This window comes from Mucilaginibacter sp. 5C4 (genome assembly GCF_034345625.1).
Lineage (GTDB): Bacteria > Bacteroidota > Bacteroidia > Sphingobacteriales > Sphingobacteriaceae > Mucilaginibacter > Mucilaginibacter aurantiaciroseus.
In genome coordinates, this window is the sequence record NZ_CP133775.1 from 637,391 (window position 1) to 662,754 (window position 25,364).

A 25,364-nucleotide genomic window follows, 5' to 3' on the forward strand; every position below is an offset into this window, starting at 1 on the left:
TTCAATGGTTCTAATTCAAAGCTTTTGCCGATGAACTAATGAACCAGTAAACCAATGAACTAACTTAATTTCGAAGAAATCAGGTTTAAAAACTCTGTCCTGGTTTGGCCTTTCAAAAACTCGCCGGTAAATGCCGATGTGGTGGTTACCGAGTTTTGTTTTTGTACGCCGCGCATGCTCATGCACAGGTGCCTGCACTCAATTACCACGCCAACTCCTATTGGGTTAAGCGTTTCCTGGATACAATCGCGGATCTCGTTTGTCAATCGTTCCTGCACCTGCAAGCGGCGGGCGAAAACATCTACTATCCTCGGGATCTTGCTGAGGCCTACCACATATCCATTAGGTATGTAAGCAATATGCGCTTTGCCAAAGAAAGGCAGCATGTGATGCTCGCACATCGAATACACCTCAATATCTTTTACAATTACCATTTGGCTGTACTCTTCCTTAAACATTGCCGAATTCAGGATCTCTTTAGCATCCAGATCATACCCGTGGGTGAGGTAAAGCATGGCTTTGGCAACACGTTCGGGGGTTTTTAATAAGCCTTCGCGCTCGGGGTTTTCACCTATCTGTTTTAAAACATCAAGGTAATTTGCTGATAGGTTTTTGATCAGCTGCGGGTTATAACGATCTATCTTTTGGTAGCCGTTTATGCCCTCGTCCCTGTCAGGAATGTTATCGTGGTCAGTCATGAGTTTGGGTTATCCGCCAAAGTATTCGGCAGAGTTATTTTCTGTTTCGTACAATTTTACCGAGTGCAGAAATACGCCCGGGTAAGCCTGGATAGGGCCCTTAAGCTGGTTGAATATGCCAATGGTTAGCAGCTCGGTAGATGCCATCATGCCCTTCATAAATTCAACATCCAAATTGATGTTTTTATGATCCAGCTTTTCAATCACATAGTCGTTTATGATCACCTTAAGGTCTTTAAGATCCATCAGGTAACCTGTAGCGTGGGTAACTTCGCCCTTTACGGTTACAAACAAGTTGTAATTGTGGCCATGCCAGTTTGGGTTGGCACATTTGCCAAAAACCTCATTGTTTTTCTCTGCACTCCATTCCTCGCGGTACATGCGGTGTGCTGCGTTAAAATGTTCTTTGCGCGTTATGTGTATCATCATAGCAATTAATGGTGCAAATATACAAAACAAAAACAGGCGAGTTGTTTTATCTTAGCTGTCAAAAAACAGCATTTATGCGCATATTATTTGTAGCGGCGACTTCTTTTGAGGTTGGAGGTTTGTTTGGGAGCGGAGATATTGGAGTGAAGAGCGAAAAGAAAACGCACCTCACACATCTCTCCCCGCACCACTCAGTATTAATAACCGGCGTTGGCATGGTTGCTACGGCTTATTCACTTGGCCTCGAACTGGCAAAAAACCAATACGACTTGGCTATAAATCTGGGTATTGCTGGTTGCTTTGACCGCGGCATAGCCCTTGGTGATCTGGTTGAGACCACTCATGATACCATAGCCGAACTTGGTGCGCAGGACGACGAAGCCTTTTTGCCGATAGCAGACATGGGCTTTGGCGAAAGCGTTTTTAAAGCGAGTAAACCATTGTCGGATATTTACCCGGATGCCGGTTTAAAGCAAGCTACAGCCATTACCGTAAACACAGTGCACGGGCATAAGGCATCTATCCAAAAAATACAACAACGGCTTAATCCGCAAATAGAAGGTATGGAAGGCGCGGCTTTCTTTTATGCCTGCCGCGAAGCGGGGGTGCCCTGTATGCAGATCAGGGCTGTGTCAAATTATGTAGAAAAACGTAATCGGGATGCATGGCAAATAGGTTTAGCCGTTAAAAATCTAAATACATTTGCTGTGGAGTTGTTGGAACGTTTAAAGGGTGCAAAGTTGTAATGTTTGACCTTGCATGCTAACCTTCAACATTTTAACGTTACAACATTCCAACACCAGAAAATGAAACTTACCATCGGCTTTTCGCCCTGCCCTAACGATACTTTTATATTCGACGCGCTTATTCACCATAAAATAGATACTGAAGGCCTGGATTTTGAAGTGTTTTATGATGATGTGGAAACCCTTAACCAAAAGGCTTTTCGCGGCGAACTTGATATTACCAAATTAAGTTATCATGCCTTTGCTTATGCGGCAGATAAATATGTGTTGCTGGATGCCGGTAGTGCTTTAGGTTTTGGCGTAGGCCCCATGCTGGTTTGCAAAGGGAGTGCTGAAGAATTAAAAGAACGACTTGAAACGGGGGATAGAACCCTTAAAATAGGTATCCCCGGCAAATATACCACTGCCAACTTTTTAATAAGCCTGGCTTACCCGGATGCCATCAATAAGCAAGAACTGGTTTTCTCGGATATTGAGAATGCCGTATTAGAAGGCCGTGTTGATGTTGGGTTGATCATCCACGAAAACCGGTTTACTTACCAGGATAAAGGCCTGTACAAAATAATAGACTTGGGCGACTACTGGGAAAAACGCACCGGCTGCGCTATTCCACTTGGCGGCATAGTAGCTAACCGCAATTTGCCATCAGATATTCAGCATAAAATAAACAAGGTGATAAAACGCTCAGTCGAGTTTGCTTTTGCCAACCCAAAATCAGGCTTAGAATACATCCGTTCGCACGCGCAGGAAATGAGCGAAGAAGTGATGTACAAACACATTGACCTTTATGTAAATAAGTTCTCTGTTGATTTGGGTATGGAAGGTAAAAAAGCCGTAAAGCTACTTTTTGATACAGCACTGGTGAAAGGTATTATTCCACAGATAAGCGAAAGTTTATTTTTGAATCCCTAAAGCCTCACCCTGCCCTCTCCAAAGGAGAGGGCTCTGAAAAGGAAGGCAAAGTCCTCTCCTTTGGAGAGGATTTAGGTGAGGCTACTCCGCCAGCAAATCATCCGTCAGCTTTTCAAACTCACTGATAAATTCGGTGTAATGTTCACCTGTGCCCGGGCCGCTAAAACCGGTGTGGACCTTGCGTACATCGCCGGTTTTATCAATAATGATTGTTGTTGGAAAACCCACAACTTTGGTAAGCATAGGCAGGCTTTTGGCAGTTTCTTCCTTATTACTGGTGTAACCGGTTATCAGTATCGGGTATTTGATATCAAACCTGTTTTTTACCTGCGCCAGCGCTTTTTGCGATTTGGCAAAATCTGTTGTGCGCTCATATGCCAGGCCAATAACCTCTACACCGCGGGGCTGATACTTTTTATAGTAGTTGACCATGTAGGCCGTTTCATCCATACAGTTAGGGCACCACGACCCCATGATCTGCACAATAACCACCTTGTTTTTAAAACGCTCATCATCCAATGAAACCGTTTTGCCGGTTAGGTCTTTGAAGCTAAACGCCAGTTTTTTGTAACCCGGTTTTAATGCGGATAGGGAGTAAGCATCCGGTAGTTTGGCGTTCTCGTTGCGTACAGCTGTCCAAACATCTTTTCCAGTTAGGCCAGAAAAGAATTTACCATTGGTTAAGGTATTATCATCTTCGATCTTTGCGGTGAACAGGAATGCATGCCCGCCATCAAAGCAGGAAAGGTAGAGGCTATCGCCGCTTACGGTGCCTTCTAAAAAGCGGTAATCGCCTGTAGTGGTCAGGAAGGTTCCGGTAACTTTTTGGCCAACCTGTTTAAATTCGCCAACTGTTGTATCGCGGCCTGTGCTATCGCCAATTAAGGCGCTCCAGCGGCCGCTAACATTGTAGTTAGTTTTGGCAGGAGTTTTAAAAAAGCGCCATGGTGTACCGGCCGTCGCGGTAAAGCCCATTGGTACATCACGGTCGCCTAAGTGCCTTATATAATGGCCGGTTAATTTGCTGTCGGCTTGCTTCAACCTAAATTCCGAATCAAACAACGGCATTTTTATGAATACCGAATCGCCTTTGCCGGTAACATCCGTTACCTTAAAATGCTCTGTACTATTTATAATAGACAGTATTTGCTTACCGCCGGCATTGGTCACTTCAAAGTTAAAAGCGATCTCTTTTTTCGCCGCAGTATTCAAAACACCTCGCCAAATACCTGTTTGTAATTTGGTTTGTGCCGGTGCTATATGGGTAAGCGAGGTAACAAGCACCGCGCTAAATAATATCTTTTTTATCATGGCAGAATAATAGTCTACTAATTTTATATACTTTTTTCAAAAGTAATAAATGTAGCCAAACTATTTCAACACCCCACGCGATATGACAATGCGCTGAATTTCGGAAGTACCCTCGTAGATCTGCGTAATTTTAGCATCGCGCATCAATCGCTCCACATGGTATTCTTTCACAAAACCGTAACCGCCGTGGATCTGTACTGCCTCGACTGTAGTACGCATTGCGGTTTCTGATGCAAACAGTTTAGCCATTGATGCTGCTTGCGCATAAGGTTGGCCATTATCTTTTAACCAGGCAGCGCGGTAGCAAAGTAAGCGGGCGGCCTCAATTTCGGTAGCCATATCAGCCAGTTTAAATTGAATGGCCTGCAAATTAGCCAGGGGTTTACCAAAGGCTTTTCGCTCTTTAGCGTACTGTACCGATAACTCGTAAGCCCCTGATGCAATACCTAATGCCTGCGAGGCGATACCTATACGGCCACCTTCCAGCGTAGCCATCGCGAATTTGAAGCCGAAGCCATCTTCGCCAATACGGTTCTCTTTGGGCACTTTAACATCTGTAAACATCAGCGAATGCGTATCAGATCCTCGTATGCCCAGTTTATTTTCTTTGTTGCCAACGGTAAAGCCCTCCATGCCTTTTTCAACGATAAGAGCATTAATACCACGGTGTTTTTTACTGGAATCTGTTTGAGCCATTACTATATAGGTAGATGCCGTGCTACCGTTGGTAATCCAGTTTTTGGTGCCGTTAAGCAGGTAATGGTCGCCCATATCAATGGCGGTAGTGTGTTGCGATGTAGCGTCAGAACCGGCCTCGGGTTCGCTAAGGCAAAACGCGCCTATTACCTGGCCTTGCGCCAAAGGCACTAAATACTTTTGTTTTTGCGCTTCGTTACCATACTTTTCTAACCCGTAACAAACCAGCGAATTGTTTACCGATACCACTACTGATGCCGATGCATCAACTTTAGAAAGTTCTTCCATTACAATAGCGTAGGATATGGCATCCATCCCACTACCGCCATACTCAGGCGACACCATCATGCCTAAAAAGCCCAGCTCTCCCAACTTTTTAATTTGTTCGGCAGGGAATTTCTGGTGCTCATCACGTTCTATCACGCCGGGTTTTAGTTCGGTTTGTGCAAAATCGCGCGCCGCCTGGCGTATCATTAAGTGTTCTTCGGTTAGTTCAAAATGCATGTGTAAATATAAAACAAATTTCAATTAATACTATGCACGCATAGTATTAATTGAAGCATAAAAAAAGAGAGCCCTTTTGAAGCTCCCTTTTCCCCTAATTAATTTAAACTATTGATTAAACCCAAAATAAAAGAACATATTCATCTCAACTTGGGCAACTGAGAATTCACTTAAACCTTATTAACAAATTGAAAATTTTTCATAGGTAGATGATATATTTTTCAAAGATGTATGCAGGACCGATTAAATTTTAACAAAAGCTAAGCCATAATTTAAAAACGATAAAAATATTTGAATAAGCCACTATTAAAAATATTCCAAATAGGAGGATTGCACAATAGTATAAAATCTACTAATATTATAGGATATTATTTTATATGCTGATTGTTAAGTGTTTATGTTGAATTATGGAGTTTAAACATCATTTATTTCTATCCTAAATAACGTAGAAATACGTGTTTTTTCGTTATTGTAAAAAGATCAATAATTTTTTGCTTTAATGCTTCATTAGCCCCACTTTTAGTGAAAATTACTTAAAAATTGGTGTACAGTATATTACAACATTCTGTTTTTCTATACACATGCTGTATTTATTTTTAGACAAATTATCAAAATGACTATAAAAAAGAACAAGATTTTTGCGATTTCGGCTTTTGTTGTTGTCGCATTATTGCTAAGCGCTTGTAAAGACAAGAATAAGATCTACGCCGAGCACGATGTGCTGATCCATAACATCGATAAAAGTGTTAAGCCCGGCGATGACTTTTTTCAATATGCAAACGGTGCCTGGTTAAAAATGAACCCTGTACCCGGTGCGTACTCTTCATGGGGTATTGGCAACGTGGTGCAGGAAGATTTGCGCGATAAGCTAAAAAAGATAAACGAAGATGCTCTAAAAGAGAAGGCAGCAAAAGGCACCAATACGCAAAAGATAGGTGATTTTTATTTTAGCGGTTTAGATACGGTTAACATTAACAAGAAAGGCTTAAGCGCCTTAAAAGATGAGCTGGCTAAAATTGATCAGGTAACCGATGTGAAAACTTTATTGGCCGAGTTTGCCCATCTGGGAAATATTGGCGTAACTATGCCTATAGGTGCCTACGCCGGGCAGGACGAACGCAACAGCGAAAAGGTAATTATGCAGCTTTACCAAGGCGGTATTGGGCTACCAAACCGCGATTATTATTTTAATACCGATGAACATAGCGTTGCTATACGAAACGATTACCAGCAAAAGCACCTTCCTGCCTTATACAGGCTGTTAGGCTTAATGCCCGATGCTGCTTTAGCTGCAACTAAAAAAACTTATGCTATAGAAAAGTTTTTAGCCGATAGCTCCCGTAAGCTGGAAGACCTGCGCGACCCATATCACAACTATAACAAAATGCCGTTAGCTGGTTTAAGTAAACTCGCCCCGGTTATCGACTGGAAAACCATTTTTGAACAAATGGATTACAAAAAGGTTGATACTGTTATTGTTGGCCAGCCGGAATACTACCGCGCGGTAAACAAAGCACTTGCGGTTTATAGTATTGATGACTGGAAAAATTACCTGCGTAAAAACCTGGCAGACGATTTCGGCGCGTATTTGAGCAAGCCCTTCGAGGATGAGAACTTTCGCTTTTACGGCACTGTGATCTCCGGTAAAAAAGAGCAATTGCCCCGCTGGAAACGTGTACTGGATACCGAAAGCGGACTGATGGGCGAAGTTCTTGGGCAGATATTTGTGAAAGAATACTTCCCCGAGAAAACCAAGAAACGTTACGTAGATATGGTTGAGGCCGTACGCACCTCCTTTGGCGAGCATATTGATAAACTGGACTGGATGAGCGATGCAACCAAAGCTAAAGCACATACCAAGCTGGCTAAAGTATATCCTAAAGTTGGGTTTCCTGATAAATGGAAAGATTTTTCCTCGTTGGAGATCGACCGTAACTCGTACGTGCAAAACGTTATCCGCGGTAATATCTACTGGCATAAGCTTAATGCGGATAAATTAGGCAAACCGGTTGACCGTACCGAGTGGGGCATGACGCCACAAACCTATAACGCATACTACAATCCATCAAACAATGAAATTGTATTGCCAGCCGCCATATTTATGGTGCCTTGGGCCCTGGACGAAAATATAGACGACGCGGTAGTTTACGGTTACGGCGCAGCATCAACCATCGGCCACGAAATTACCCACGGCTTTGACGACCAGGGCCGCCAGTACGATGAAAAAGGGAACCTGAAAGCTTGGTGGACGCCGCAAGATTCAACCAAGTTTGCACAGCGTGCAAAAATGCTTGCCGACCAGTTTAGTGGCTACACCGTTTACGGCTTGCACATTAACGGCAAAGCTACTCTCGGCGAAAATATTGCAGATCTGGGTGGTATTGTTATCGGCCTAGATGCCTTCAAAAAAACCGACCAGTATAAAAACGGCAAAGCTATAAATGGCCTTACCCCGGTACAGCGCTACTTTTTAGGATATGCGTTGGGTTGGTTAGGGCAAGACAGAAAGGAATCCCTCTCAAGCCAGGTCCTTACTAATGAACACTCACCCGGCTTTATGCGTGTGAACGGTCCGTTTACCGATGTACCCGAATTTTATCAGGCATTCGGCATAAAAAAAGGCGATAAAATGTGGCTGGATCCCGATAAGCGGGTGAAGATCTGGTAGAAGCCCCACTCAAACCCTCCCCGGAAGTAAGTGATTTAACTATTATATAATAATAAAATCTCCCCTTCCGGGGGAGATTTAGAGGGGGCTTATTATATTTACATCATGCAAATCATCCACACCTTGCAACAATGGTGGCAGCATCAAACCTGGCAAGAACTTACCGGGGTTGTAACAGGGCTTGCATGTGTGTACCTGGCTGCAAAAAATAACATCTTAAACTGGCCCGTCGCCATTATCAGCACAGTATTATACATTTACATTTATCATAAAGCTGCTCTATATGCCGATATGCTGCAGTACGTTTACTTATGCCTTACCAGTATGTACGGCTGGTATAACTGGAGCCGCCACCCCAAGGTTGAGGATAAAACGCCGATCGTATCCATCACCCCCAAACAAATGTTATACGCGGCGCTGTTTGTGTTAATTCTGACACCGGTGCTGGGTTATACGTTGATCACTTTCACACAAAAACTGAATTATCGCCCGCCGGCTTATCCTTATATAGATAGCTTTTGCACGGCATGTAGTTTTGTAGCCCAATTTTTTTTAACGCGCAAAATTTTGCAGAACTGGCTGATATGGGTTTTTGTTGATATTATATATACTGTTATCTATTTTAAAAAGGACTTACTGATAACTGCATTCATGTTTTTTATATTAATTATAATTGCAGCCCTTGGTTACCGCGACTGGAAACGGGAATATAAAAAGCAGCTTTCTTAACATTATCTGATGACTAAATCTGAAATAGAACATTCAACTCCCGATATAATTAAAATAGCCGTTGTTGGTCCCGAATCTACAGGTAAATCCACCATGTCGGCATTTTTGGCGGAACATTACAAAACTGTTTGGGTTCCCGAGTTCTCCCGTGGCTATTGCGAAAAACTATCCGAACCACCTACATGGCAGGACGAGATCAATATGTTTCACGGTCAACTGGCCTTAGAGGCAGCGATATTGCCAAAGGCGAATAAGCTGCTAATCTGCGATACCACTTTTATCACTGTAAAGATCTGGAGCGACGAGATCTTCGGCAAAGCCCCGCAGGAGGTTATTGATGAATTACCCAAACGCCTATACGACTTATACCTGCTATTAGATATCGATCTGCCCTGGCAGGATGACCCCCTGCGAGATTTCCCCCACATGCGCGAACACTTTATGGATATATGGACCAATGAATTAAATGCCCTTAACGCAAATTATATTACCATATCTGGCATAGGCGAAGATAGATATGCAAAAGCCGTTGAGGCGATAGACAGTTATCTGAATCAGAATTTACATAATTAAAGGATTTTTAAAATATCCATATAGCATCCTGTAAATTCTGATCTTTTTTCAACCCTCAGTGCAACGTTACCAAATATCCTGCGTCATTTAACTTGAAACCTGTCAATATTTTGGAAGCCGTATACGTAGATAAACACTACAACCTGGTGGTTGAGTGTAAGCAGGGCAGTAAAAAAGCCTGTTATGAGTTGTACAAGCTATACTCAAAAGCGATGTTGAACGTCGCCTTTAGAATAGTGGGCAACATTGCCGAGGCGGAAGATGTTTTGCAGGAATCGTTTACGGATGCTTTTCATAAGCTGAAGGATTTTAGGCAGGAAACTACCTTTGGTTTGTGGCTTAAACAGATTGTGGTGCACCGCGCTATAAACCTTTTACGCAAACGCAAGTTAGAGTTTGTTGAGGTTGAAGACGGCCACCTGGATAATGTAGCCGACGAAGAAGCATGGGACGATGAGGATGTACAATACCAGGTAGCACAGGTTAAAGAAGCCATGAAAGAACTGCCCGAAGGTTACCGGGTGGTACTATCCCTCTATTTATTGGAGGGGTACGACCACGAGGAGATAGGGCAGGTACTAAACATAACAGAAAACACATCAAGAACACAGTTTTTGAGAGCAAAGAGGAAACTAAGCGACATATTAATAAGAAAGGGAGTTAAGAAATGAGCAAGAGGTTAGAAGATTTTATGAAAAACAACAGGGAGGAACTTGACGACCTGGAGCCACGCGCCGATATCTGGAACAAAATTGCCATGGAGCTTGACGCGTGGGAGGAACAACAGCCAACCATACAAAAGCGCGAAGCAAAAACTTTTTCGCTGGGCTTTGTGCTAAAGGTAGCCGCAACGGTTATTGTGGTGATGGGTTTAGGATTTTGCCTGTATTTAAAAAATCAAAAGCCGGCAGGGATAGACCTCGCCGACATTAACCCCACTTATGCTAAACAGCAGGTGCACTATGCCTCGATGATAGAGAGCAAACGTACCAGGTTAAAATTGGTTGCCAAATTTGACCCGCAGTTATACAACGAGTTTAACGCGGAGCTTTTAAAGATGGATGCCAACTACAAAAAACTAAATATTGATTTAGCAACCAGCCCCAACCAGGAACGTGTTTTACGTGCAATGATCCGAAACTTGCAAATACAAACCGAGGTGCTTAATCAGCAATTAAGTGTTATTGAACAGTTTAATCAAAGTAAAAAGGATCATGAAAATGAAAACAAAGATATTTAACCGGTTGCTTGCCGCTATTGCGATAGTAGCCATCAGCGCAGCTGCCTTTGCACAGGAAACCCCTGTACAACCGCCTGCGCCACCACAAGCACCTGAGGTAACCACTCCTAAAACTGATTTTAAACAGTTTGATAAAAAGATGGCCGACCTTAAAGTTAAAATGCGCGATCTTAAACAAAAGATGAAGCAGAAAAACTTTAATGCGAACAAGGATATGGCCTTCGCTTTTAAAGATTTCGACAAGAATTTTAGTGAAAGCTTTAAAGGATTTGACAAAACGTTTACTGAAAGCTTCAAAGATTTCGGCAAAAACTTCGCCGGCAACTTTAGTGATATGGCCCCAGAATTTTCGGGAGCGTTCAAAAACTTTAATGGCGTAAGTTATAGCAATAGTAACAACCTTAACAGCGACGAATACAAAGAGAAGCTTGCCAATGGCCAGATAAACGAAAAGATTAAAAACTACAGCAAAACTTACAGCGTTGATGGCAACGATGTGTTACAAATAAGCAACAGCTTTGGCAAAATTGTGGTAAACACTTGGGCCAAAAATGAATTTAAGGTTGATGTGCAAATGAAATTCGGATCGGACGATGAGGATTACGTTAATAGTATGATCAACGGTTCAAGCATCAGCGATAGCAAAGTAGGCTCTATTGTATCATTCAAAACCAACCTTGCCCGCAATAACGGCAGCAATGGTGATAATCATATGGAAGTTAACTACACCGTTTATATACCCGCGGCCAATGCCGTTGATATCACCAATAAGTTTGGTAATGTTATCCTACCCGATCTGAGTGGTAAAGCAACGGTGCATGTATCATATGGTACATTAAACGCGCAACAGCTTTTAAGTAAAGATAACGATATACGTGTACGTTTTGGCGATGCTAATATTGTAACCTTTAATGGCGGCAAACTGGATGTAGGCTACGGTAAGGTTAAAGCCGGTACAGTAAGCAATGTAACCGCAAACATATCATTCGCGGGTTTTAGTGCCGACAGGTTAAAAACTTCTGCCGATATCAATATAAAATATGGCGACGGGTTTAATATTGGCGCTATAGACAGATCGGTACGTAACCTGACTATTAATGCATCATTCACCAAAATCAAGCTTGACTTTAAAGGCGCCGATAGTTATAATTTTGATGTTGTAACTAAACTGGGCAGTTTTAATTATAATAATGACAATATAAAGGTAACCGCCAAAACGCCCTCTGACGAGGATAGGGGCTGGTCGTCGACAAAAACATACAAAGGCTACATTGGCAAAAGCAATAGTGATGGCAAAATTGCTATCAACGCAAGCTATACCGACGTGCACTTTTATTAAAAACTATTGGATCTATCATAAAAGTTATACCCCTGCTATAAACGGCAGGGGTTTTGCTGTTTTTAAGGCATACATTTACACCTGCATGGAAATATTAACCGACCCGGAAGCGTGGGTATCGCTTATCACACTAACCGTTTTAGAAATTGTTTTGGGTATCGATAATGTGATCTTCATATCTATATTATCAGACAAGCTCCCAAAAAAGCAACAGGAAAAAGGCCGCAAACTGGGTTTAGCCATGGCTATGATAACCCGCGTTTTATTATTGCTTACCATTACCTGGGTGATGAAGCTGACGGCGCCACTGTTTAGCCTGTCGGGTATATTTAACATTACCGATCCCGAGTGGGTAGAAAAACTGGCCATCTCAGGCCGTGATCTGATATTGATAATAGGAGGTTTATTCCTGATCTATAAAAGTACTGCCGAGATCCACCATAAAATTGAGGGGGATGAAGACGGGGCTGAGAATGTTAAACCACATTCTTTCTGGGCTACCATTTTTCAGATCATGCTGCTGGATATTGTATTCTCATTAGATTCGGTTATTACTGCAGTGGGTATGGCTAAACACGTCGAGATCATGATAGCAGCCGTAGTGGTTGCCGTTGGTGTCATGATGTGGGCATCAAGTAGTGTGGCAAGCTTTGTAAACAAGCACCCAACTGTAAAGATGCTGGCCTTGTCATTCCTGTTGTTAATAGGCGTATCGTTATTAGCCGAGGCATTTGAACAGCATATTCCTAAAGGATATATCTATTTTGCCATGGCGTTCTCCATTTTGGTAGAGATGCTGAATTTGAAGATGCGCACAAAACGTGCATATAGGGGAAAACTACATTGATAAAATTGTGCGCCCCATATCAAGAACAGTGATCAGGGACAATGCCGTTAATTATACGGCAGTTGACCTGTATTCCGGAAAGCGCCAGGAGTTTCAGGACAAGATCAACCGCACGATAACCGTAAGTTTTGACAAACGCGGACTAGAGATGCAGCAGATATTGGTCCTGAATATCACTTTACCCGCGTCGGTTAGGGCAAGTATAGAGTCTAAGATCAACGCAGAACAGGACGCGCAAAAGATGCAGTTCGTATTGCAGAAAGAGCGCCAGGAAGCAGAACGAAAACGTGTAGAAGCACAAGGTATAGCAGATTATCAAAAAATACTTTCCACTGGTTTGTCCGACAAACAGTTACAATATGAATCTATAAAGGCCCAAAAGGAAATAGCGTTATCACCTAATGCCACGTTATTATTATTGGCGGCGGCAAGGGAAATCCGATTATGCTTACGGATAAATAAAGGTTTTGGGATCAGCGTCCCATACTGATAAAAAATCCTTCCGTTTTGAAAGGGTACTAAATCACACGAGTAATCACTAAAAAAATATTTACCGATATTTTAGCTAACAAAGTGGTTGATTCTAAATATCTCAGTAGCAAAGGCATCCTTTTGGCTGCTGAGTTTATGAACCGGAACTTGGAGTTTCGGTTATCTAAAAACAAAAAAATGGATGGTGGACGAATAAGCGTAAGGTTAGCACAACCTTCAGATTATATTTATGCAAAACAAATTTCAGAAGAAACGGAACGTTCCGCTATAGCCAGGGGTTCCGGTATTTCAAAAAGATCGGTTGATTCGATCAAAGCCAAAATATATGATGGCAAAGCGGTTATAGCAGTATCAGACTGCGGCAATTGGGTTGGATTTACCTACCTGGAAGTTTGGGAAGACGGAAAGTTTATATCCAATAGCGGACTAATCGTTGCCCCCGAATACAGGAAAAATGGCGTCGCGCAGGCAATCAAAGAAGAAGTCTTTCGTTTATCACGTCAAAAGTTTCCTAAGGCCCTTATTTTTTCTATAACCTCAGGCCTTGCTATTTTAAAACTAAATACCCGCTTGGGGTTCGAGCCGGTTACCTATTCAGAGATCACCCATGAAGAGACCTTTTGGGAAGGCTGTAAAAGTTGCGTCAACCATGACGTATTAAACAGCAGGAAAAAATGCAATTGCCTGTGTACAGCCATGCTTTTCGACCCAGCAAAAAATCAGTCTGAAAAAGTTAATGTTAATCAAATATAGATATGTACCAAGTAATTGATGAACACCTGATAGAAGAAGATCCTATTGCCGGACTGGCAGAGGAAGCAGTCAGCCTGCTTAAACAACTCATTGAAACCCCATCGTTTAGTGAAGGCGAAGATGGAACGGCTAACCTGATCATCACTTTTTTAGCCAACCGCGGCATCGGCTGTAAAAGGCATCATAACAATGTCTGGGCCTACAATAAATTTTATAAAGCCGATAAACCAACAATATTGCTGAACTCTCATCACGATACCGTTCAGCCAAATGTGGGATACACACGCGACCCTTTTGACGCGGAAATAGTAAGTGATAAGCTTTATGGGTTGGGCAGTAATGACGCCGGTGGTTCCCTGGTTTCATTGTTAGCCGTTTTTTGCTTCTTTTACAACCGCACAGATCTTGCCTATAACTTATGCTTTTTGGCTAGCGCGGAAGAAGAAAGTTCTGGTAAAAATGGGATCAGTTCTATCCTGCATGAACTTGGAAAGATAGATTTTGCCATCGTAGGTGAACCAACGAAAATGGATATGGCTACTGCAGAAATGGGGTGTATGGTGCTGGATTGCACCGCCTATGGCGTAGCAGGCCATTCCGCAAGAAACGAAGGGGTCAATGCTTTATATAAAGCATTGAGTGATATTCAATGGTTTTCGACTTACAATTTTCCAAAACAATCCGGATTCATGGGGCCGATCAAAATGACGGTTACAGGGATCAATGCCGGGTTGCAGCATAATATCATTCCGAATGAATGCCAATTTATGGTAGATGTGCGGCTGAGTGATTGTTTTACTGTTGAGGAAATACTCGCTATGATCAGCCAACATACAACTTCTGAGATTAAGGTCAGGCCGGGTATACTGAAGCCAACTTGCATTGATCATATTCACCCGGTTGTTCGCACAGGTTTATCTATCGGAAGGAAAACATTTGTTTCGCCAACCAGTTCGGACCGGGGCTGGCTCGATGTGCCATCTATAAAGATGGGGCCGGGTGATTCAGCCCGTTCACACATGGCCGATGAGTTCATTTTTATAGAGGAAATAAGCGAAGGCATATTAATTTACATCCGCCTGCTTAAATCAATGATGTATTGTTTGATCAATAATCCGGATAATCAAAACAGGACTTAAATATTCAATTTTAGTGGAAATAAAAAAGATACCATCGTCCACCGTATTGGTGATTGATGATGAACAGAAACTGGCGTCATTAATTGGCCGGATATTGGAACTGGAGGGTTTCCGGGTAATCATTGCACATACGGGTAAAGAAGGCCTTAAAAAGCTGATGCTTGAAGATATACAAGTAGTGGTAAGTGACGTCAAACTCCCGGACATCAACGGCGTGGACCTGGTAAAGATGATCAAAGATAAAAAGCCCTTTGTGGAAGTCATCAATATGACCGCTTACGGCACGATATCGGATGCCGTTCGGGCGGTTAAAAATGGCAGTTTCGATTATCTCACCAAAGGCGATGATAATGATAAGATCATTCCGTTGGTTTACAAAGCAGCCGAAAAAGCACATTTTCATATCCGGATATTTAACCTGGAAGCCCGAATTACAGGCAAATATAGTTTTGAGCATATTCTTGGCCGGTCAAAAGCTATACACGAAGCCATCGGGCTTGCCAAAAAAGTAGCAGTTACCGATACTACCGTCCTGCTTCTCGGCGAAACAGGTACCGGTAAAGAAGTATTTGCCGAATCGATTCATTATGAAAGTAACCGCAGATTGCAGCCCTTTGTGGCTGTTAACTGCAGCAGTTTTCCTGCAAGTTTATTGGAAAGTGAACTATTCGGTTATAAGGCCGGGGCATTTACTGGCGCTAACAAAGATAAAAAAGGCCTGTTCGAGGAAGCCGATAACGGTACGATTTTTTTGGACGAGGTTGGTGAAATGAGCATGGAACTGCAGGCTAAACTCCTGCGTGTGCTGGAGAGCCGTACTTTCATCAAGGTAGGTGCTACACAAACAACCAAGGTCAACGTACGTATCCTGGCGGCGACCAACCGCGATCTGAAAAAGGAAGCGGAGGACGGCCATTTTCGGCTGGACCTTTACTACAGGCTCTCGGTTTTTAATATCAACCTGCCCTCACTCAATGAACGTAAAGGAGATATCGGGCTCATAGCAAAACATTACCTGAAGGAATTTTCAGATAAGGTAAATAAACGCATCGATACCATCAGCGACGAATTCCTGCAAGTGCTGCAACAACATGAATGGAGGGGTAATGTTCGTGAATTAAAGAATATTATCGAGCGTGTCGTTATCCTGACTGATAAGAACACCATTGATGTCGACCTGCTGCCTTTGGAATTCCGTACGGTGTATTTTGAAACTTCTGCCCTGGACATGGAATCGGTGGAAAGGCAACACATCACTAAAGTACTCAACCACGCCCGTGGAAATAAAACTGAGACAGCCAGGCTTTTGAATATAGGGCTTACTACGCTATACCGTAAACTGGATCAGTACAAGCTATCATGATGACACGTTATTGTGGTAAAAAACCCTTCCAAAATGGAAGGGTTTTTTTGTTTGTTAACGGTTGAAACAAATGCAATTTACTGATTTATAAATAATTACCTTATATAATTTCTCTATGGCATTAGTATTGGCATAGTTGTATTAAATAATAACAATATGATCACAATAATCCTTTTCGTTGCCATCCTGCTGGGATGGTGGTTTATTTTTAAATCCATCGACTGGTTCGAAAAAATCTAACGCATCATGATCGCACTATTTATCATTTCTATTGCAGTTTTCTTATACATGGTATATGTACTGCTTAAACCCGAAAAATTTTAACCTTAACACACAATGAACACAGAACTATTTGGAATCATTGCCTCCTTCGCCCTGATGCTGGTTATCGGCATCCCGCTGGGCAAGTACCTGGCAAAAATGTTTGCCGGCGAAAAGGTATGGACCGATTTTATGAAGCCTGTAGAAAGTGGCATCTACAAATTGTCGGGCATCAACCCTAACGAGCCCATGACCTGGAAACAGTTTTTAAAAGCCATGATGTGCATCAATCTTTTATGGTTGGTTTACGGCTTTTTTGTATTAATGCACCAGGATAAGCTGCCCCTTAATCCCGATGGCAACCCCGGCATGACGGCCGACCTGGCCTTTAATAGCATTATCAGTTTTGTGGTAAACTGTAATTTACAGCAATATAGCGGCGAAAGTGGTGCCAGTTACCTGGTACAGCATTTCATATTTATGTTTTTACAGTTTGTGAGTGCCGCAACAGGTATTGCCTGCGCAGTAGGTTTCTTTAAAGCTTTCCGTGATAAGACCACTAATGACATCGGTAACTTTTGGAACTTTTTTCTAAAAGCGATCACCCGTTTATTATTGCCTCTATCTATAGTAGTAGCCTTAATATTAACCTTTAACGGCACGCCAAGCAGCTACGCCGGTAAAGACCAATTCATATCCCTGCAGGGCGATACCGTACACGTATCGCGTGGCCCGGCAGCGCAGTTCATCGCTATTAAGCACTTAGGTACAAATGGTGGCGGCTGGTTTGGTGCAAACTCGACACACCCGCTGGAAAACCCTAACTACTTAACTAATATTACCGAGATCGTTTCGCAGATGATCATCCCTATTGCGATGGTTCTTTGTTTCGGATACTTCATCCGCCGCAAAAAATTGGGCTGGATAATTTTTGGGGTGATGATGATAGGCGCTTTGCTCCTGCTTATCCCAAGCATCGGTAGCGAAACGGGTGGTAATACCGCTATTGCCAAAATGGGCATCGCCCAGCCAACCGGCGCTATGGAGGGTAAAGAAGTGCGCATAGGGCCAACCGCGACAGCCTTCTGGAGTACATTTACCACCATTGTATCAACCGGTTCAGTTAATGGGATGCACGATAGCACCATGCCACTTACCGGCTTATGGCAGTTACTGGGCATGATGATCAACGGCTTCTTTGGTGGCTGTGGTGTGGGTGTGTTAAACTACTTCATATATCTCATCATCGCCGTATTTATATCCGGGTTGATGGTTGGCCGAACCCCTGAGTTTTTAGGCCACAAAGTAGAAGCCCGGGAAGTGAAGATCGCCGCTTTGATAACCTTGCTTAGTCCGTTTTTAATTATGGCGGGCACAGCTCTCGCAGCCTTTGTATTCACCAACCATGGCAATGCCGACTGGGCAGTTAAGCCATCGGCATGGTTAAATAACCCAAGTTTCCACGGCTTTAGCGAGATGCTTTACGAGATGACCTCAGCTAACGCCAACAACGGCTCGGGCTTCGAGGGTTTGGGCGATAACAATATCTTCTGGAACGTATCAACAGGTTTTGTTATGCTGTTAGGCAGGTTCCTGCCTATAATTGGCCCTGTTGCCATTGCAGGTTTGCTTGCCCAAAAGAAATACATCCCGGAATCAGCAGGTACTTTGAAGGTAGACACGGTGACTTTCGGCCTGATGACCTTCGCTGTAATACTTGTTCTAAACGCATTATCGTACTTCCCTGCTTTGGCCCTGGGCCCTATTGCAGAGTTCTTTTCAATGCCTAAGTAATTAATCACATGAAAACTCAATCTAATAAATTATTTGAAGCTGTGTTGGTGCAAACCGCATTGAAGCAGTCATTCATCAAACTGAATCCAAAGGTCATGCTGCGTAACCCGGTGATGTTCACCGTGGAAATAGGCACCGCCGTTATGCTGTATATGAGCGTTTACAGCTTGCTAAACACCGGCCAGGGTTCGTTCGCCTATAACTTTATCATCTTCATCGTACTGCTGCTAACCCTGCTGTTTGCCAACTTTGCCGAGGCTATAGCCGAAGCACGCGGTAAGGCACAGGCCGACAGTTTACGCAAAACCCGTGAAGAAACACCTGCCAATGTTTTAATGCCCGACGGCAGCGTTGTTAGTAAATCATCAAACGACCTGCGTAAAGGTGATGTGTTCGTTTGTGAGACAGGTGATACTATACCTACCGATGGTGAAATCACCGAAGGTTTGGCAACTATAGATGAGTCGGCAATTACAGGCGAGTCTGCCCCGGTTATCCGCGAGGCGGGTGGCGATAAATCATCGGTAACAGGCGGTACAAAGGTATTGTCAGACAAGATAAAAGTGGTTGTTACCACTGAACCGGGCGAAAGCTTTTTAGATAAGATGATCGCGCTGGTAGAAGGTGCATCGCGCCAAAAAACGCCAAATGAGATCGCCTTAACGATCCTGTTGGCCAGCTTTACGCTGATCTTTATTATTGTATGTGTTACGCTAAAGCCATTTGCAGATTATGCCAACACCCCGATAACCATTGCGGCATTAATATCCCTTTTCGTTTGTTTGATCCCTACAACCATCGGTGGCCTTTTATCGGCCATCGGTATTGCGGGGATGGACAGGGCATTGCGTGCCAATGTGATCACCAAATCTGGTAAAGCGGTGGAAACTGCAGGTGATATTGACGTACTATTGTTAGATAAAACCGGTACAATCACAATTGGCAACCGTAAAGCGACCCAATTTTGGCCTGCACCCGGTGTATTGCCTGATGATTTGGTAAGGGCGGCGGTACTATCATCATTGGCTGATGAAACGCCCGAAGGTAAATCTATCATCGAGCTGGCACAGCAAAGTAACATGCGTATTTCAATGACCCCGCCTGCAGGGGCCGAGTTCATCAAATTTTCCGCAGAAACCCGTGCAAGCGGTATCAACACTACTGAGGGTTTGCGGATCCGTAAAGGTGCTTTTGATTCTATCAGGAACATGTCCGTAGCTGCCGGTAATAAGTTTTCTGCCGATGTAGAAGAACGGGTTAAAGCTATTGCAAGCAACGGTGGTACACCACTGGTGGTTTCACAAAATGAGGTTGTTTTGGGTACAATAGAATTGCAGGACATTATTAAACCCGGCATCGCCGAACGTTTTGAGCGCCTGCGTAAAATGGGGATCAAAACGGTAATGGTGACCGGGGATAACCCGTTAACTGCCAAATTTATTGCCGAAAAAGCCGGTGTGGATGATTTTATCGCCGAGGCTAAGCCCGAGGATAAAATGAACTACATCAAAGCTGAACAACAGGCAGGCCGCCTGGTTGCCATGATGGGCGACGGCACAAACGATGCCCCGGCATTGGCCCAGGCAGATGTAGGTGTAGCCATGAACAGCGGTACACAAGCTGCCAAAGAAGCCGGTAACATGGTGGATCTGGATAATGACCCCACCAAACTGATCGAGATCGTAGAAATAGGTAAGCAATTGCTGATCACACGTGGTACGTTAACCACCTTCTCCATCGCCAATGACGTGGCTAAGTATTTCGCTATTGTCCCGGCATTGTTTATCGCGTCGATACCAGCCCTGCAGGCTATTAATATTATGCACCTGCACAGCCCGGAGAGCGCCATACTATCTGCGGTGATCTTCAACGCGATCATCATCCCGATGCTGATACCACTGGCCCTTAAAGGGGTAGAATACAAACCGATCGGTGCCAGTGCATTGCTTCGCCGCAACCTGTTGATCTACGGTTTGGGTGGTGTTATCGCGCCATTTATCGGCATCAAACTAATCGACTTACTTATTTCATTATTCTTTTAATAACAACGATCATGAAATCAAATATCATCAAATCAATCCGCATCACACTGGTATTAACCGTGATACTATGCGTAATATACCCGGTAGCCATTTCCCTTGCCGGTAAGCTATCAAAAGGCCATGGCGATGGCGAAACCATTATGGTTAACGGCAAAGTGGTTGGCTATGCCAACGAAGGCCAAAGCTTTACCCAGCCTAAATACTTCTGGGGCAGGCCATCGGCTGTTGGCTACAATGCAGCAGGTAGTGCAGGCTCTAACAAAGGCCCAAGCAATCCCGATTATTTGAAAGAGGTAAGCAACCGCATAGATACCCTGCTTAAATACCACCCGTACCTTAAACGTGCCGATATCCCTACAGAAATGGTTACCGCATCAGGCAGTGGACTTGACCCGGACATATCTCCGGCTGCTGCTAAGATCCAGATACAACGGGTAGCAAAAGTACGCGGCCTTGATGCAGAAGCAGTTACCGCTTTGGTAAACCAGCATACCGAAACCCCGCTAATGGGCCTGTTTGGACCCGCAAAAGTGAACGTTTTAAAATTGAATGTAGCACTTGATGAATTAAAGAAATAACAAATAAGATTTAACCACAAAGAACACCAAGAGAAAACCACAGAGTACACAAAGATTAAACCGTGAGCTAAAACTTACAAGCCTTCGTGCACTCTGTGGTTAACCAACGAATAGTCATGCTGAACTTGCTTCAGCATCTCACAAGCAAAGTAGGCAACCCTGCAAAGGGATCCCGAAATAAATTCGGGATGACGTCACCTATATGATTTTAACATAACATGAAAACACTTCTATTATCATCAGCAATACTTTTAGCGGCCATAACAGCTAAAGCACAGGATACAACCAAAACCGTAGAGAACCCGTTAACCATTTCAGGGTCGGTAGATGCTTATTACAAATACGATTTTTCTAAATTCCGCAACGCGGCAGGTGGTTCAAACATCCCCACCAGCTTTGCAACCGACCAAAACTCTATCTCGATTGGGATGGTTGACCTGGCTGTGAAAAAGAAAGTAAACAAAGCATCATTTGTGGGCGAGCTATCATTCGGCCCGCGTGGCGAGGCACAATCGATCCCCAATAGCGGCACCAACGGACAATCGTTCCATATCCAAAATTTATATATGGGCTATGATGTTACCGATAAACTAAACCTTACGGCGGGTTATATGTCCACCTTTGTAGGTTACGAAGTAATATCCCCGGTAGGGAATTTCAATTATTCTACATCGTACCTGTTTACCAACGGCCCGTTCCAAAATGCGGGCTTCAAGGCTACCTACGCCTTCAACAGCAAGGTTAGCTTAATGGCAGGTATTTTTAATGATACCTGGAATAACTACCAGTCTACAAAAGATGTATCAACCTTCGGCGCGCAATTGTTTGTTAGCCCGGTTAAGGGATGGACGGCTTACATCAACCTGTTAAGCGGTAAAACATCAGGTACCATCATCGACCTGACCTCCGCTTACCAAATTACGGATGCCTTTAAATTAGGGCTGAATGGCGCAAGCTTCTCGGCACCCGATGCCGTAAAAGGTGGTTTTGAAGGCGTAGCATTATACCCGCAATTAGCAGTGTCAAAAGATGTAACTTTAGGCTTAAGGGGCGAATACTTTAAAACTAAAAACGGTGGCTTTGTAACCGCAGGCCCACCGGCAGGCGAATCTATCACCGCGTTTACTTTAACAGCAAATATTAAAGCAGGCCCGTTAAATTTAATACCCGAGGTTAGGTTAGATAATGGCTCAACAGCACAGTTCATCAACAAAAATGCAGGGCCAACAAAACAGGCTTCGCAATTTTTAGTAGCTGCGGTTTACGCATTTTAAATAAAAGACAACATTAAAAGGCTGGCTACTCCGGTAGCCGGCCATTTTCATTATGGAAGAAGAAGCGCATAAGGACAATTCCGTAAAAGATTTCATCGAACTGGTCAAAAAATCCAGGAGGGGGAAATTAAAAATCTATATCGGCATGAGTGCCGGCGTAGGTAAGACCTATCGCATGTTGCAGGAAGCCCATGCGCTGCTTAAAAACAATATAGATATTCAGATCGGTTATATAGAAACGCATAACCGCGTCGAGACTCATGCTTTGTTGGCCGGCCTGCCCGTGATAAGCCGACGGAAGACCTTTTACAAGGGGAAAGAACTTGAGGAAATGGATTTGCAGGCCATTATTAATCGCCACCCCGAGGTTGTTATTGTTGATGAACTGGCCCATAGCAATATCGAGGGTAGCAAGAACAGCAAACGCTGGCAGGATGTAAGGGATATCCTGGAGGCGGGCATCAGCGTCATAACCGCTGTAAATATCCAGCACCTCGAAAGCCTGAACGAAGAAATAGAAGACATTACCGGGATACCAATTACCGAACGCGTCCCGGATAAAATTTTAGAGATCGCTGATGAGATAGTCAATATTGACCTCACCGCTGATGAGCTGATAGACCGTCTTAAAGACGGTAAGATTTATGACAAGGCCAAAGTAGAAACCGCCCTTCAAAACTTCTTCCGGAACGAAAAGATCCTACAGCTGCGTGAAATAGCATTGAAGGAGGTTGCGCATCATTTAGAGCGCAAGATCAATATAGAAGTGCCTAAGCAGATCAAACTGCGGCCGGAAAAATTCCTGGCATGTATCTCCTCCAATGCCGAGACCTCTAAGATCGTTATCCGCAAAACCGCCCGGTTGGCTTCCTATTATCGGTCGCCGTGGATTGTGCTTTACGTACAAAGCAGCAGCGAAAGTTTGGAGCGTATCAAACTGGATAAACAAAGGCATCTGATCAATAATTTTAAGTTGGCAACCGAACTCGGCGCAGAGGTTGTAAAAGTCAAAAGTGACCAGATCACCAAAACCATTATGCAAGTCGCTGAAGAAAAAGAGATCACCACGATCTGTATCGGCAAACCCCATTTAAACATTTGGCAGGTCATCCTACGCACTACTGTATTTAATGAATTACTTAACAAAATCGCAGAAACAGAAACTGATTTAGTAATATTATCATGAAAGTAAAAAATAAACTTCGCCTGGGATTCGGTTTTTTATTCCTGGTAGTGCTGGCCTTTGGCCTACTGTCGCTGATCTTTATTAACCGCCTCTCTACGGGTGCCAAAGTCATTTTACAGGATAACTATAATTCGTTAAGTTTTACCCGTGAAATGCGATCTGTATTGGATGAGAATAAATTGCCGCTCAATGCCGCCGCTTTAAGATCTTTTGAAAAGCAACTCATAGCCGAAGAACATAATATTACCGAACCTGGTGAAAGGCAGGCTGCAACAGCTTTGAGAAATGCTTTCGTAAATCTCCGGCAAAAAACCGATCTCAAAGACCTGCAACAGGCAGAACTGGAAGCGAGGCGAAGTCTAAGACAGGTTGAGATTGTGAATATGAGAGCTATCACGAACAAAAATGCGAAGGCAAATTCATCAGTTGATGAAGCAACACTTGTTCTGGCGCTCGTAGGCACCTTCACTTTTCTCGTATTATTTAGCTTTAGTGTGAACTTTCCTGGAATAATTTCAGGGCCGTTAAATGCATTGCTGGTGGGTATCAGGGAAATCAGTCAGCAGAATTACAATAAGCGCATACATTTTACCCAAAATGATGAGTTCGCAGAAGTAGCTGGGGCATTTAACGATATGGCTACCCGTTTAAACGAATGGCAAAATAGTAATTTATCTACGGTAATGTCCGATAAACTCCGGATTGAAACTATCATCGAACAGATGCAGGATGCCATTCTTGGAATTGATGAAAAACAAGAAATCCTGTTTATCAATACCTCCGCTAAGAAAATCCTAAATATCAGTGAACCTAAAATGGAAGGTCGTTCTGTCGCGGATATTATAAAAAGCAACGAGCTATTTAAATCTATTGTGGATGGACAGCAAACCGGTAAGCCCTTCAAGATCGTAGTAGAAGGCCAGAATTCCCATTTCCAACTGGAGACGCGTGAGATTAATGTTCCAAATATAGGCCCGGATTCAGGTCCGGTAATAATCGCCAATAAGTCCGCAGGTAAAGTTTATATTTTAAAAAATATTACAGAATTTAAAGAGCGGGACGAGGCCAAAACAAATTTTATTGCTACCATATCGCATGAATTGAAAACGCCCATCTCGGCTATAAAAATGAGCCTTAAGTTACTGGTCGACCCACGTGTTGGTGTATTGAATAAGGAGCAGGAACAATTGGCAAAACATATTGAGGAGGATTCTGAGCGGCTGCTTAAAATCAATTCAGAACTTTTAGACCTTTCACAGGTCGAGACCGGGAATATTCAACTTAATTTTGTCGCATCAAATCCTGATAAGATCGTAGACTACGCGATTAAAGCCGTACGTTTTGAAGCAGAGCAAAAAGGGGTTACAATAGAATATAGTATACCAGAAAATCTGCCCGAGGTAAATGCAGATGTAGAAAAGACGGCCTGGGTGCTGATCAATTTTTTGTCTAATGCATTGCGCTATAGTCCTGCAAAATCAAAAATAGAACTCAACCTCTCCCTAAAAGGGCAATATATAGAATTTTCAGTACGTGATTTTGGAAAAGGGGTAGATCCAGTTTACCAAAAACGACTGTTCGATCGTTACTTCCAGGTGCCTACAGACGGTCAAAATAAGTCGGGTTCAGGGCTTGGCCTGGCGATATCCAAAGATTTTATTGAAGCCCAGGGTGGGTCCATTGGCCTGGAAAGTGAAGTTGGTGAAGGCAGTCGTTTTTATTTCAACCTGCCGGTGACGAAAGCATAATATATTTTAAGGAGATGAGAAAGCAGAAGGTCATTACTGCGA

General features: G+C 43.3%; 24 protein-coding genes. 20 read left to right on the forward strand and 4 right to left on the reverse strand.

Going from position 1 to position 25,364, the window contains the following annotated elements:
- Positions 1-59: 59 nt before the first annotated feature.
- Both folE and RHM67_RS02975 read right to left on the reverse strand, forming a co-directional pair.
- Positions 60-698 (reverse strand): GTP cyclohydrolase I FolE, encoded by a 639-nt coding sequence (folE, locus tag RHM67_RS02970; RefSeq protein ID WP_322230538.1) that lies wholly within the window; start codon positions 696-698, stop codon positions 60-62.
- A 9-nt stretch (positions 699-707) separates the two neighbouring features.
- Positions 708-1,124 (reverse strand): 6-pyruvoyl trahydropterin synthase family protein, encoded by a 417-nt coding sequence (locus RHM67_RS02975; protein ID WP_322232168.1) that lies wholly within the window; start codon positions 1,122-1,124, stop codon positions 708-710.
- A 77-nt stretch (positions 1,125-1,201) separates the two neighbouring features.
- On the opposite strand from RHM67_RS02975, the gene mqnB reads away from it, so the two are divergent.
- Together mqnB and RHM67_RS02985 are read left to right on the forward strand one after the other, a co-directional pair.
- Positions 1,202-1,873, forward strand: coding sequence for a futalosine hydrolase (gene mqnB, locus RHM67_RS02980; protein WP_322230539.1), 672 nt, complete (start codon positions 1,202-1,204; stop codon positions 1,871-1,873).
- Positions 1,874-1,933: 60 nt separating this feature from the next.
- The gene (locus tag RHM67_RS02985) at positions 1,934-2,785 is read left to right on the forward strand and encodes a 1,4-dihydroxy-6-naphthoate synthase (RefSeq protein WP_322230540.1); all 852 of its coding nucleotides are present in this window, start codon (positions 1,934-1,936) and stop codon (positions 2,783-2,785) included.
- Between the two features lie 81 nt (positions 2,786-2,866).
- Here RHM67_RS02985 and RHM67_RS02990 read toward each other — a convergent pair whose 3' ends face one another.
- Positions 2,867-4,096 (reverse strand): TlpA disulfide reductase family protein, encoded by a 1,230-nt coding sequence (locus RHM67_RS02990; protein ID WP_322230541.1) that lies wholly within the window; start codon positions 4,094-4,096, stop codon positions 2,867-2,869.
- A 60-nt stretch (positions 4,097-4,156) separates the two neighbouring features.
- Positions 4,157-5,296, reverse strand: a complete 1,140-nt coding sequence (locus tag RHM67_RS02995) for an acyl-CoA dehydrogenase (RefSeq protein ID WP_322230543.1) — start codon at positions 5,294-5,296, stop codon at positions 4,157-4,159.
- A gap of 613 nt (positions 5,297-5,909) precedes the next feature.
- Between RHM67_RS02995 and RHM67_RS03000 the strand changes: the two genes are divergently transcribed.
- The 18 genes from RHM67_RS03000 (at position 5,910) to RHM67_RS03080 (ending at position 25,322) form a co-directional block, all read left to right on the forward strand.
- On the forward strand, positions 5,910-7,964 hold the full coding sequence (locus tag RHM67_RS03000) for a M13 family metallopeptidase (protein WP_322230544.1): 2,055 nt from the start codon (positions 5,910-5,912) through the stop codon (positions 7,962-7,964).
- Between the two features lie 105 nt (positions 7,965-8,069).
- Positions 8,070-8,693, forward strand: coding sequence for a nicotinamide riboside transporter PnuC (gene pnuC / locus RHM67_RS03005; RefSeq protein WP_322230545.1), 624 nt, complete (start codon positions 8,070-8,072; stop codon positions 8,691-8,693).
- Between the two features lie 9 nt (positions 8,694-8,702).
- Entirely contained in the window at positions 8,703-9,266 is a 564-nt protein-coding gene (locus tag RHM67_RS03010) for an ATP-binding protein (protein WP_322230547.1), read from the forward strand.
- A gap of 110 nt (positions 9,267-9,376) precedes the next feature.
- Entirely contained in the window at positions 9,377-9,937 is a 561-nt protein-coding gene (locus tag RHM67_RS03015) for a sigma-70 family RNA polymerase sigma factor (protein WP_322230548.1), read from the forward strand.
- Positions 9,934-10,506, forward strand: coding sequence for a hypothetical protein (locus RHM67_RS03020; RefSeq protein WP_322230549.1), 573 nt, complete (start codon positions 9,934-9,936; stop codon positions 10,504-10,506). The genes RHM67_RS03015 and RHM67_RS03020 overlap by 4 nt, the downstream gene beginning before the upstream one ends.
- Entirely contained in the window at positions 10,487-11,845 is a 1,359-nt protein-coding gene (locus RHM67_RS03025; protein WP_322230550.1) for a hypothetical protein, read from the forward strand. Before RHM67_RS03020 ends, RHM67_RS03025 begins: the two co-directional genes overlap by 20 nt.
- An 85-nt stretch (positions 11,846-11,930) precedes the next feature.
- On the forward strand, positions 11,931-12,692 hold the full coding sequence (locus RHM67_RS03030) for a TerC family protein (protein WP_322230551.1): 762 nt from the start codon (positions 11,931-11,933) through the stop codon (positions 12,690-12,692).
- 7 nt (positions 12,693-12,699) lie between these two features.
- Positions 12,700-13,182: an SPFH domain-containing protein gene (locus RHM67_RS03035; RefSeq protein ID WP_322230552.1), complete on the forward strand. Its 483-nt coding sequence runs from the start codon at positions 12,700-12,702 to the stop codon at positions 13,180-13,182.
- Positions 13,183-13,265: 83 nt separating this feature from the next.
- Positions 13,266-13,937 carry a GNAT family N-acetyltransferase gene (locus tag RHM67_RS03040; protein ID WP_322230553.1) on the forward strand — a complete coding sequence of 224 codons (672 nt, stop codon included), beginning with the start codon at positions 13,266-13,268 and terminating at the stop codon, positions 13,935-13,937.
- 2 nt (positions 13,938-13,939) lie between these two features.
- The gene (locus RHM67_RS03045; RefSeq protein WP_322230554.1) at positions 13,940-15,076 is read left to right on the forward strand and encodes a M20/M25/M40 family metallo-hydrolase; all 1,137 of its coding nucleotides are present in this window, start codon (positions 13,940-13,942) and stop codon (positions 15,074-15,076) included.
- Positions 15,077-15,089: 13 nt separating this feature from the next.
- A complete protein-coding gene (locus RHM67_RS03050; protein ID WP_322230556.1) occupies positions 15,090-16,439 on the forward strand; it encodes a sigma-54 dependent transcriptional regulator in 1,350 nt (449 codons plus the stop codon).
- Positions 16,440-16,685: 246 nt separating this feature from the next.
- Positions 16,686-16,763: a potassium-transporting ATPase subunit F gene (locus RHM67_RS20575; RefSeq protein WP_369124773.1), complete on the forward strand. Its 78-nt coding sequence runs from the start codon at positions 16,686-16,688 to the stop codon at positions 16,761-16,763.
- Between the two features lie 12 nt (positions 16,764-16,775).
- The gene (gene kdpA, locus RHM67_RS03055) at positions 16,776-18,494 is read left to right on the forward strand and encodes a potassium-transporting ATPase subunit KdpA (protein ID WP_322229146.1); all 1,719 of its coding nucleotides are present in this window, start codon (positions 16,776-16,778) and stop codon (positions 18,492-18,494) included.
- An 8-nt stretch (positions 18,495-18,502) separates the two neighbouring features.
- Positions 18,503-20,536: a potassium-transporting ATPase subunit KdpB gene (gene kdpB / locus RHM67_RS03060; RefSeq protein ID WP_322229147.1), complete on the forward strand. Its 2,034-nt coding sequence runs from the start codon at positions 18,503-18,505 to the stop codon at positions 20,534-20,536.
- Between the two features lie 11 nt (positions 20,537-20,547).
- Positions 20,548-21,114, forward strand: a complete 567-nt coding sequence (locus RHM67_RS03065) for a K(+)-transporting ATPase subunit C (protein WP_322229149.1) — start codon at positions 20,548-20,550, stop codon at positions 21,112-21,114.
- Positions 21,115-21,332: 218 nt separating this feature from the next.
- A complete protein-coding gene (locus RHM67_RS03070) occupies positions 21,333-22,388 on the forward strand; it encodes a porin (protein ID WP_322230557.1) in 1,056 nt (351 codons plus the stop codon).
- Between the two features lie 52 nt (positions 22,389-22,440).
- Entirely contained in the window at positions 22,441-23,574 is a 1,134-nt protein-coding gene (locus RHM67_RS03075) for a sensor protein KdpD (RefSeq protein ID WP_322230558.1), read from the forward strand.
- On the forward strand, positions 23,571-25,322 hold the full coding sequence (locus RHM67_RS03080; protein WP_322230559.1) for an ATP-binding protein: 1,752 nt from the start codon (positions 23,571-23,573) through the stop codon (positions 25,320-25,322). Before RHM67_RS03075 ends, RHM67_RS03080 begins: the two co-directional genes overlap by 4 nt.
- Positions 25,323-25,364: the final 42 nt, after the last annotated feature.

Excerpts from the sequence above, each read along its gene's own strand:
- kdpB (WP_322229147.1), top strand. The coding sequence starts at position 18,503 with ATGAAAACTCAATCTAATAAATTATTTGAAGCTGTGTTGGTGCAAACC.
- RHM67_RS03045 (WP_322230554.1), top strand. The coding sequence starts at position 13,940 with ATGTACCAAGTAATTGATGAACACCTGATAGAAGAAGATCCTATTGCC.
- kdpA (WP_322229146.1), top strand. The coding sequence starts at position 16,776 with ATGAACACAGAACTATTTGGAATCATTGCCTCCTTCGCCCTGATGCTG.
- pnuC (WP_322230545.1), top strand. The coding sequence starts at position 8,070 with ATGCAAATCATCCACACCTTGCAACAATGGTGGCAGCATCAAACCTGG.
- RHM67_RS03030 (WP_322230551.1), top strand. The coding sequence starts at position 11,931 with ATGGAAATATTAACCGACCCGGAAGCGTGGGTATCGCTTATCACACTA.
- RHM67_RS03070 (WP_322230557.1), top strand. The coding sequence starts at position 21,333 with ATGAAAACACTTCTATTATCATCAGCAATACTTTTAGCGGCCATAACA.
- RHM67_RS03075 (WP_322230558.1), top strand. The coding sequence starts at position 22,441 with ATGGAAGAAGAAGCGCATAAGGACAATTCCGTAAAAGATTTCATCGAA.
- RHM67_RS03020 (WP_322230549.1), top strand. The coding sequence starts at position 9,934 with ATGAGCAAGAGGTTAGAAGATTTTATGAAAAACAACAGGGAGGAACTT.
- RHM67_RS02995 (WP_322230543.1), bottom strand. The coding sequence starts at position 5,296 with ATGCATTTTGAACTAACCGAAGAACACTTAATGATACGCCAGGCGGCG.
- RHM67_RS03000 (WP_322230544.1), top strand. The coding sequence starts at position 5,910 with ATGACTATAAAAAAGAACAAGATTTTTGCGATTTCGGCTTTTGTTGTT.
- RHM67_RS20575 (WP_369124773.1), top strand. The coding sequence starts at position 16,686 with ATGATCGCACTATTTATCATTTCTATTGCAGTTTTCTTATACATGGTA.
- RHM67_RS03025 (WP_322230550.1), top strand. The coding sequence starts at position 10,487 with ATGAAAACAAAGATATTTAACCGGTTGCTTGCCGCTATTGCGATAGTA.
- RHM67_RS03010 (WP_322230547.1), top strand. The coding sequence starts at position 8,703 with ATGACTAAATCTGAAATAGAACATTCAACTCCCGATATAATTAAAATA.
- RHM67_RS03065 (WP_322229149.1), top strand. The coding sequence starts at position 20,548 with ATGAAATCAAATATCATCAAATCAATCCGCATCACACTGGTATTAACC.
- folE (WP_322230538.1), bottom strand. The coding sequence starts at position 698 with ATGACTGACCACGATAACATTCCTGACAGGGACGAGGGCATAAACGGC.
- RHM67_RS02990 (WP_322230541.1), bottom strand. The coding sequence starts at position 4,096 with ATGATAAAAAAGATATTATTTAGCGCGGTGCTTGTTACCTCGCTTACC.
- RHM67_RS02975 (WP_322232168.1), bottom strand. The coding sequence starts at position 1,124 with ATGATACACATAACGCGCAAAGAACATTTTAACGCAGCACACCGCATG.
- RHM67_RS03080 (WP_322230559.1), top strand. The coding sequence starts at position 23,571 with ATGAAAGTAAAAAATAAACTTCGCCTGGGATTCGGTTTTTTATTCCTG.
- RHM67_RS02985 (WP_322230540.1), top strand. The coding sequence starts at position 1,934 with ATGAAACTTACCATCGGCTTTTCGCCCTGCCCTAACGATACTTTTATA.
- mqnB (WP_322230539.1), top strand. The coding sequence starts at position 1,202 with ATGCGCATATTATTTGTAGCGGCGACTTCTTTTGAGGTTGGAGGTTTG.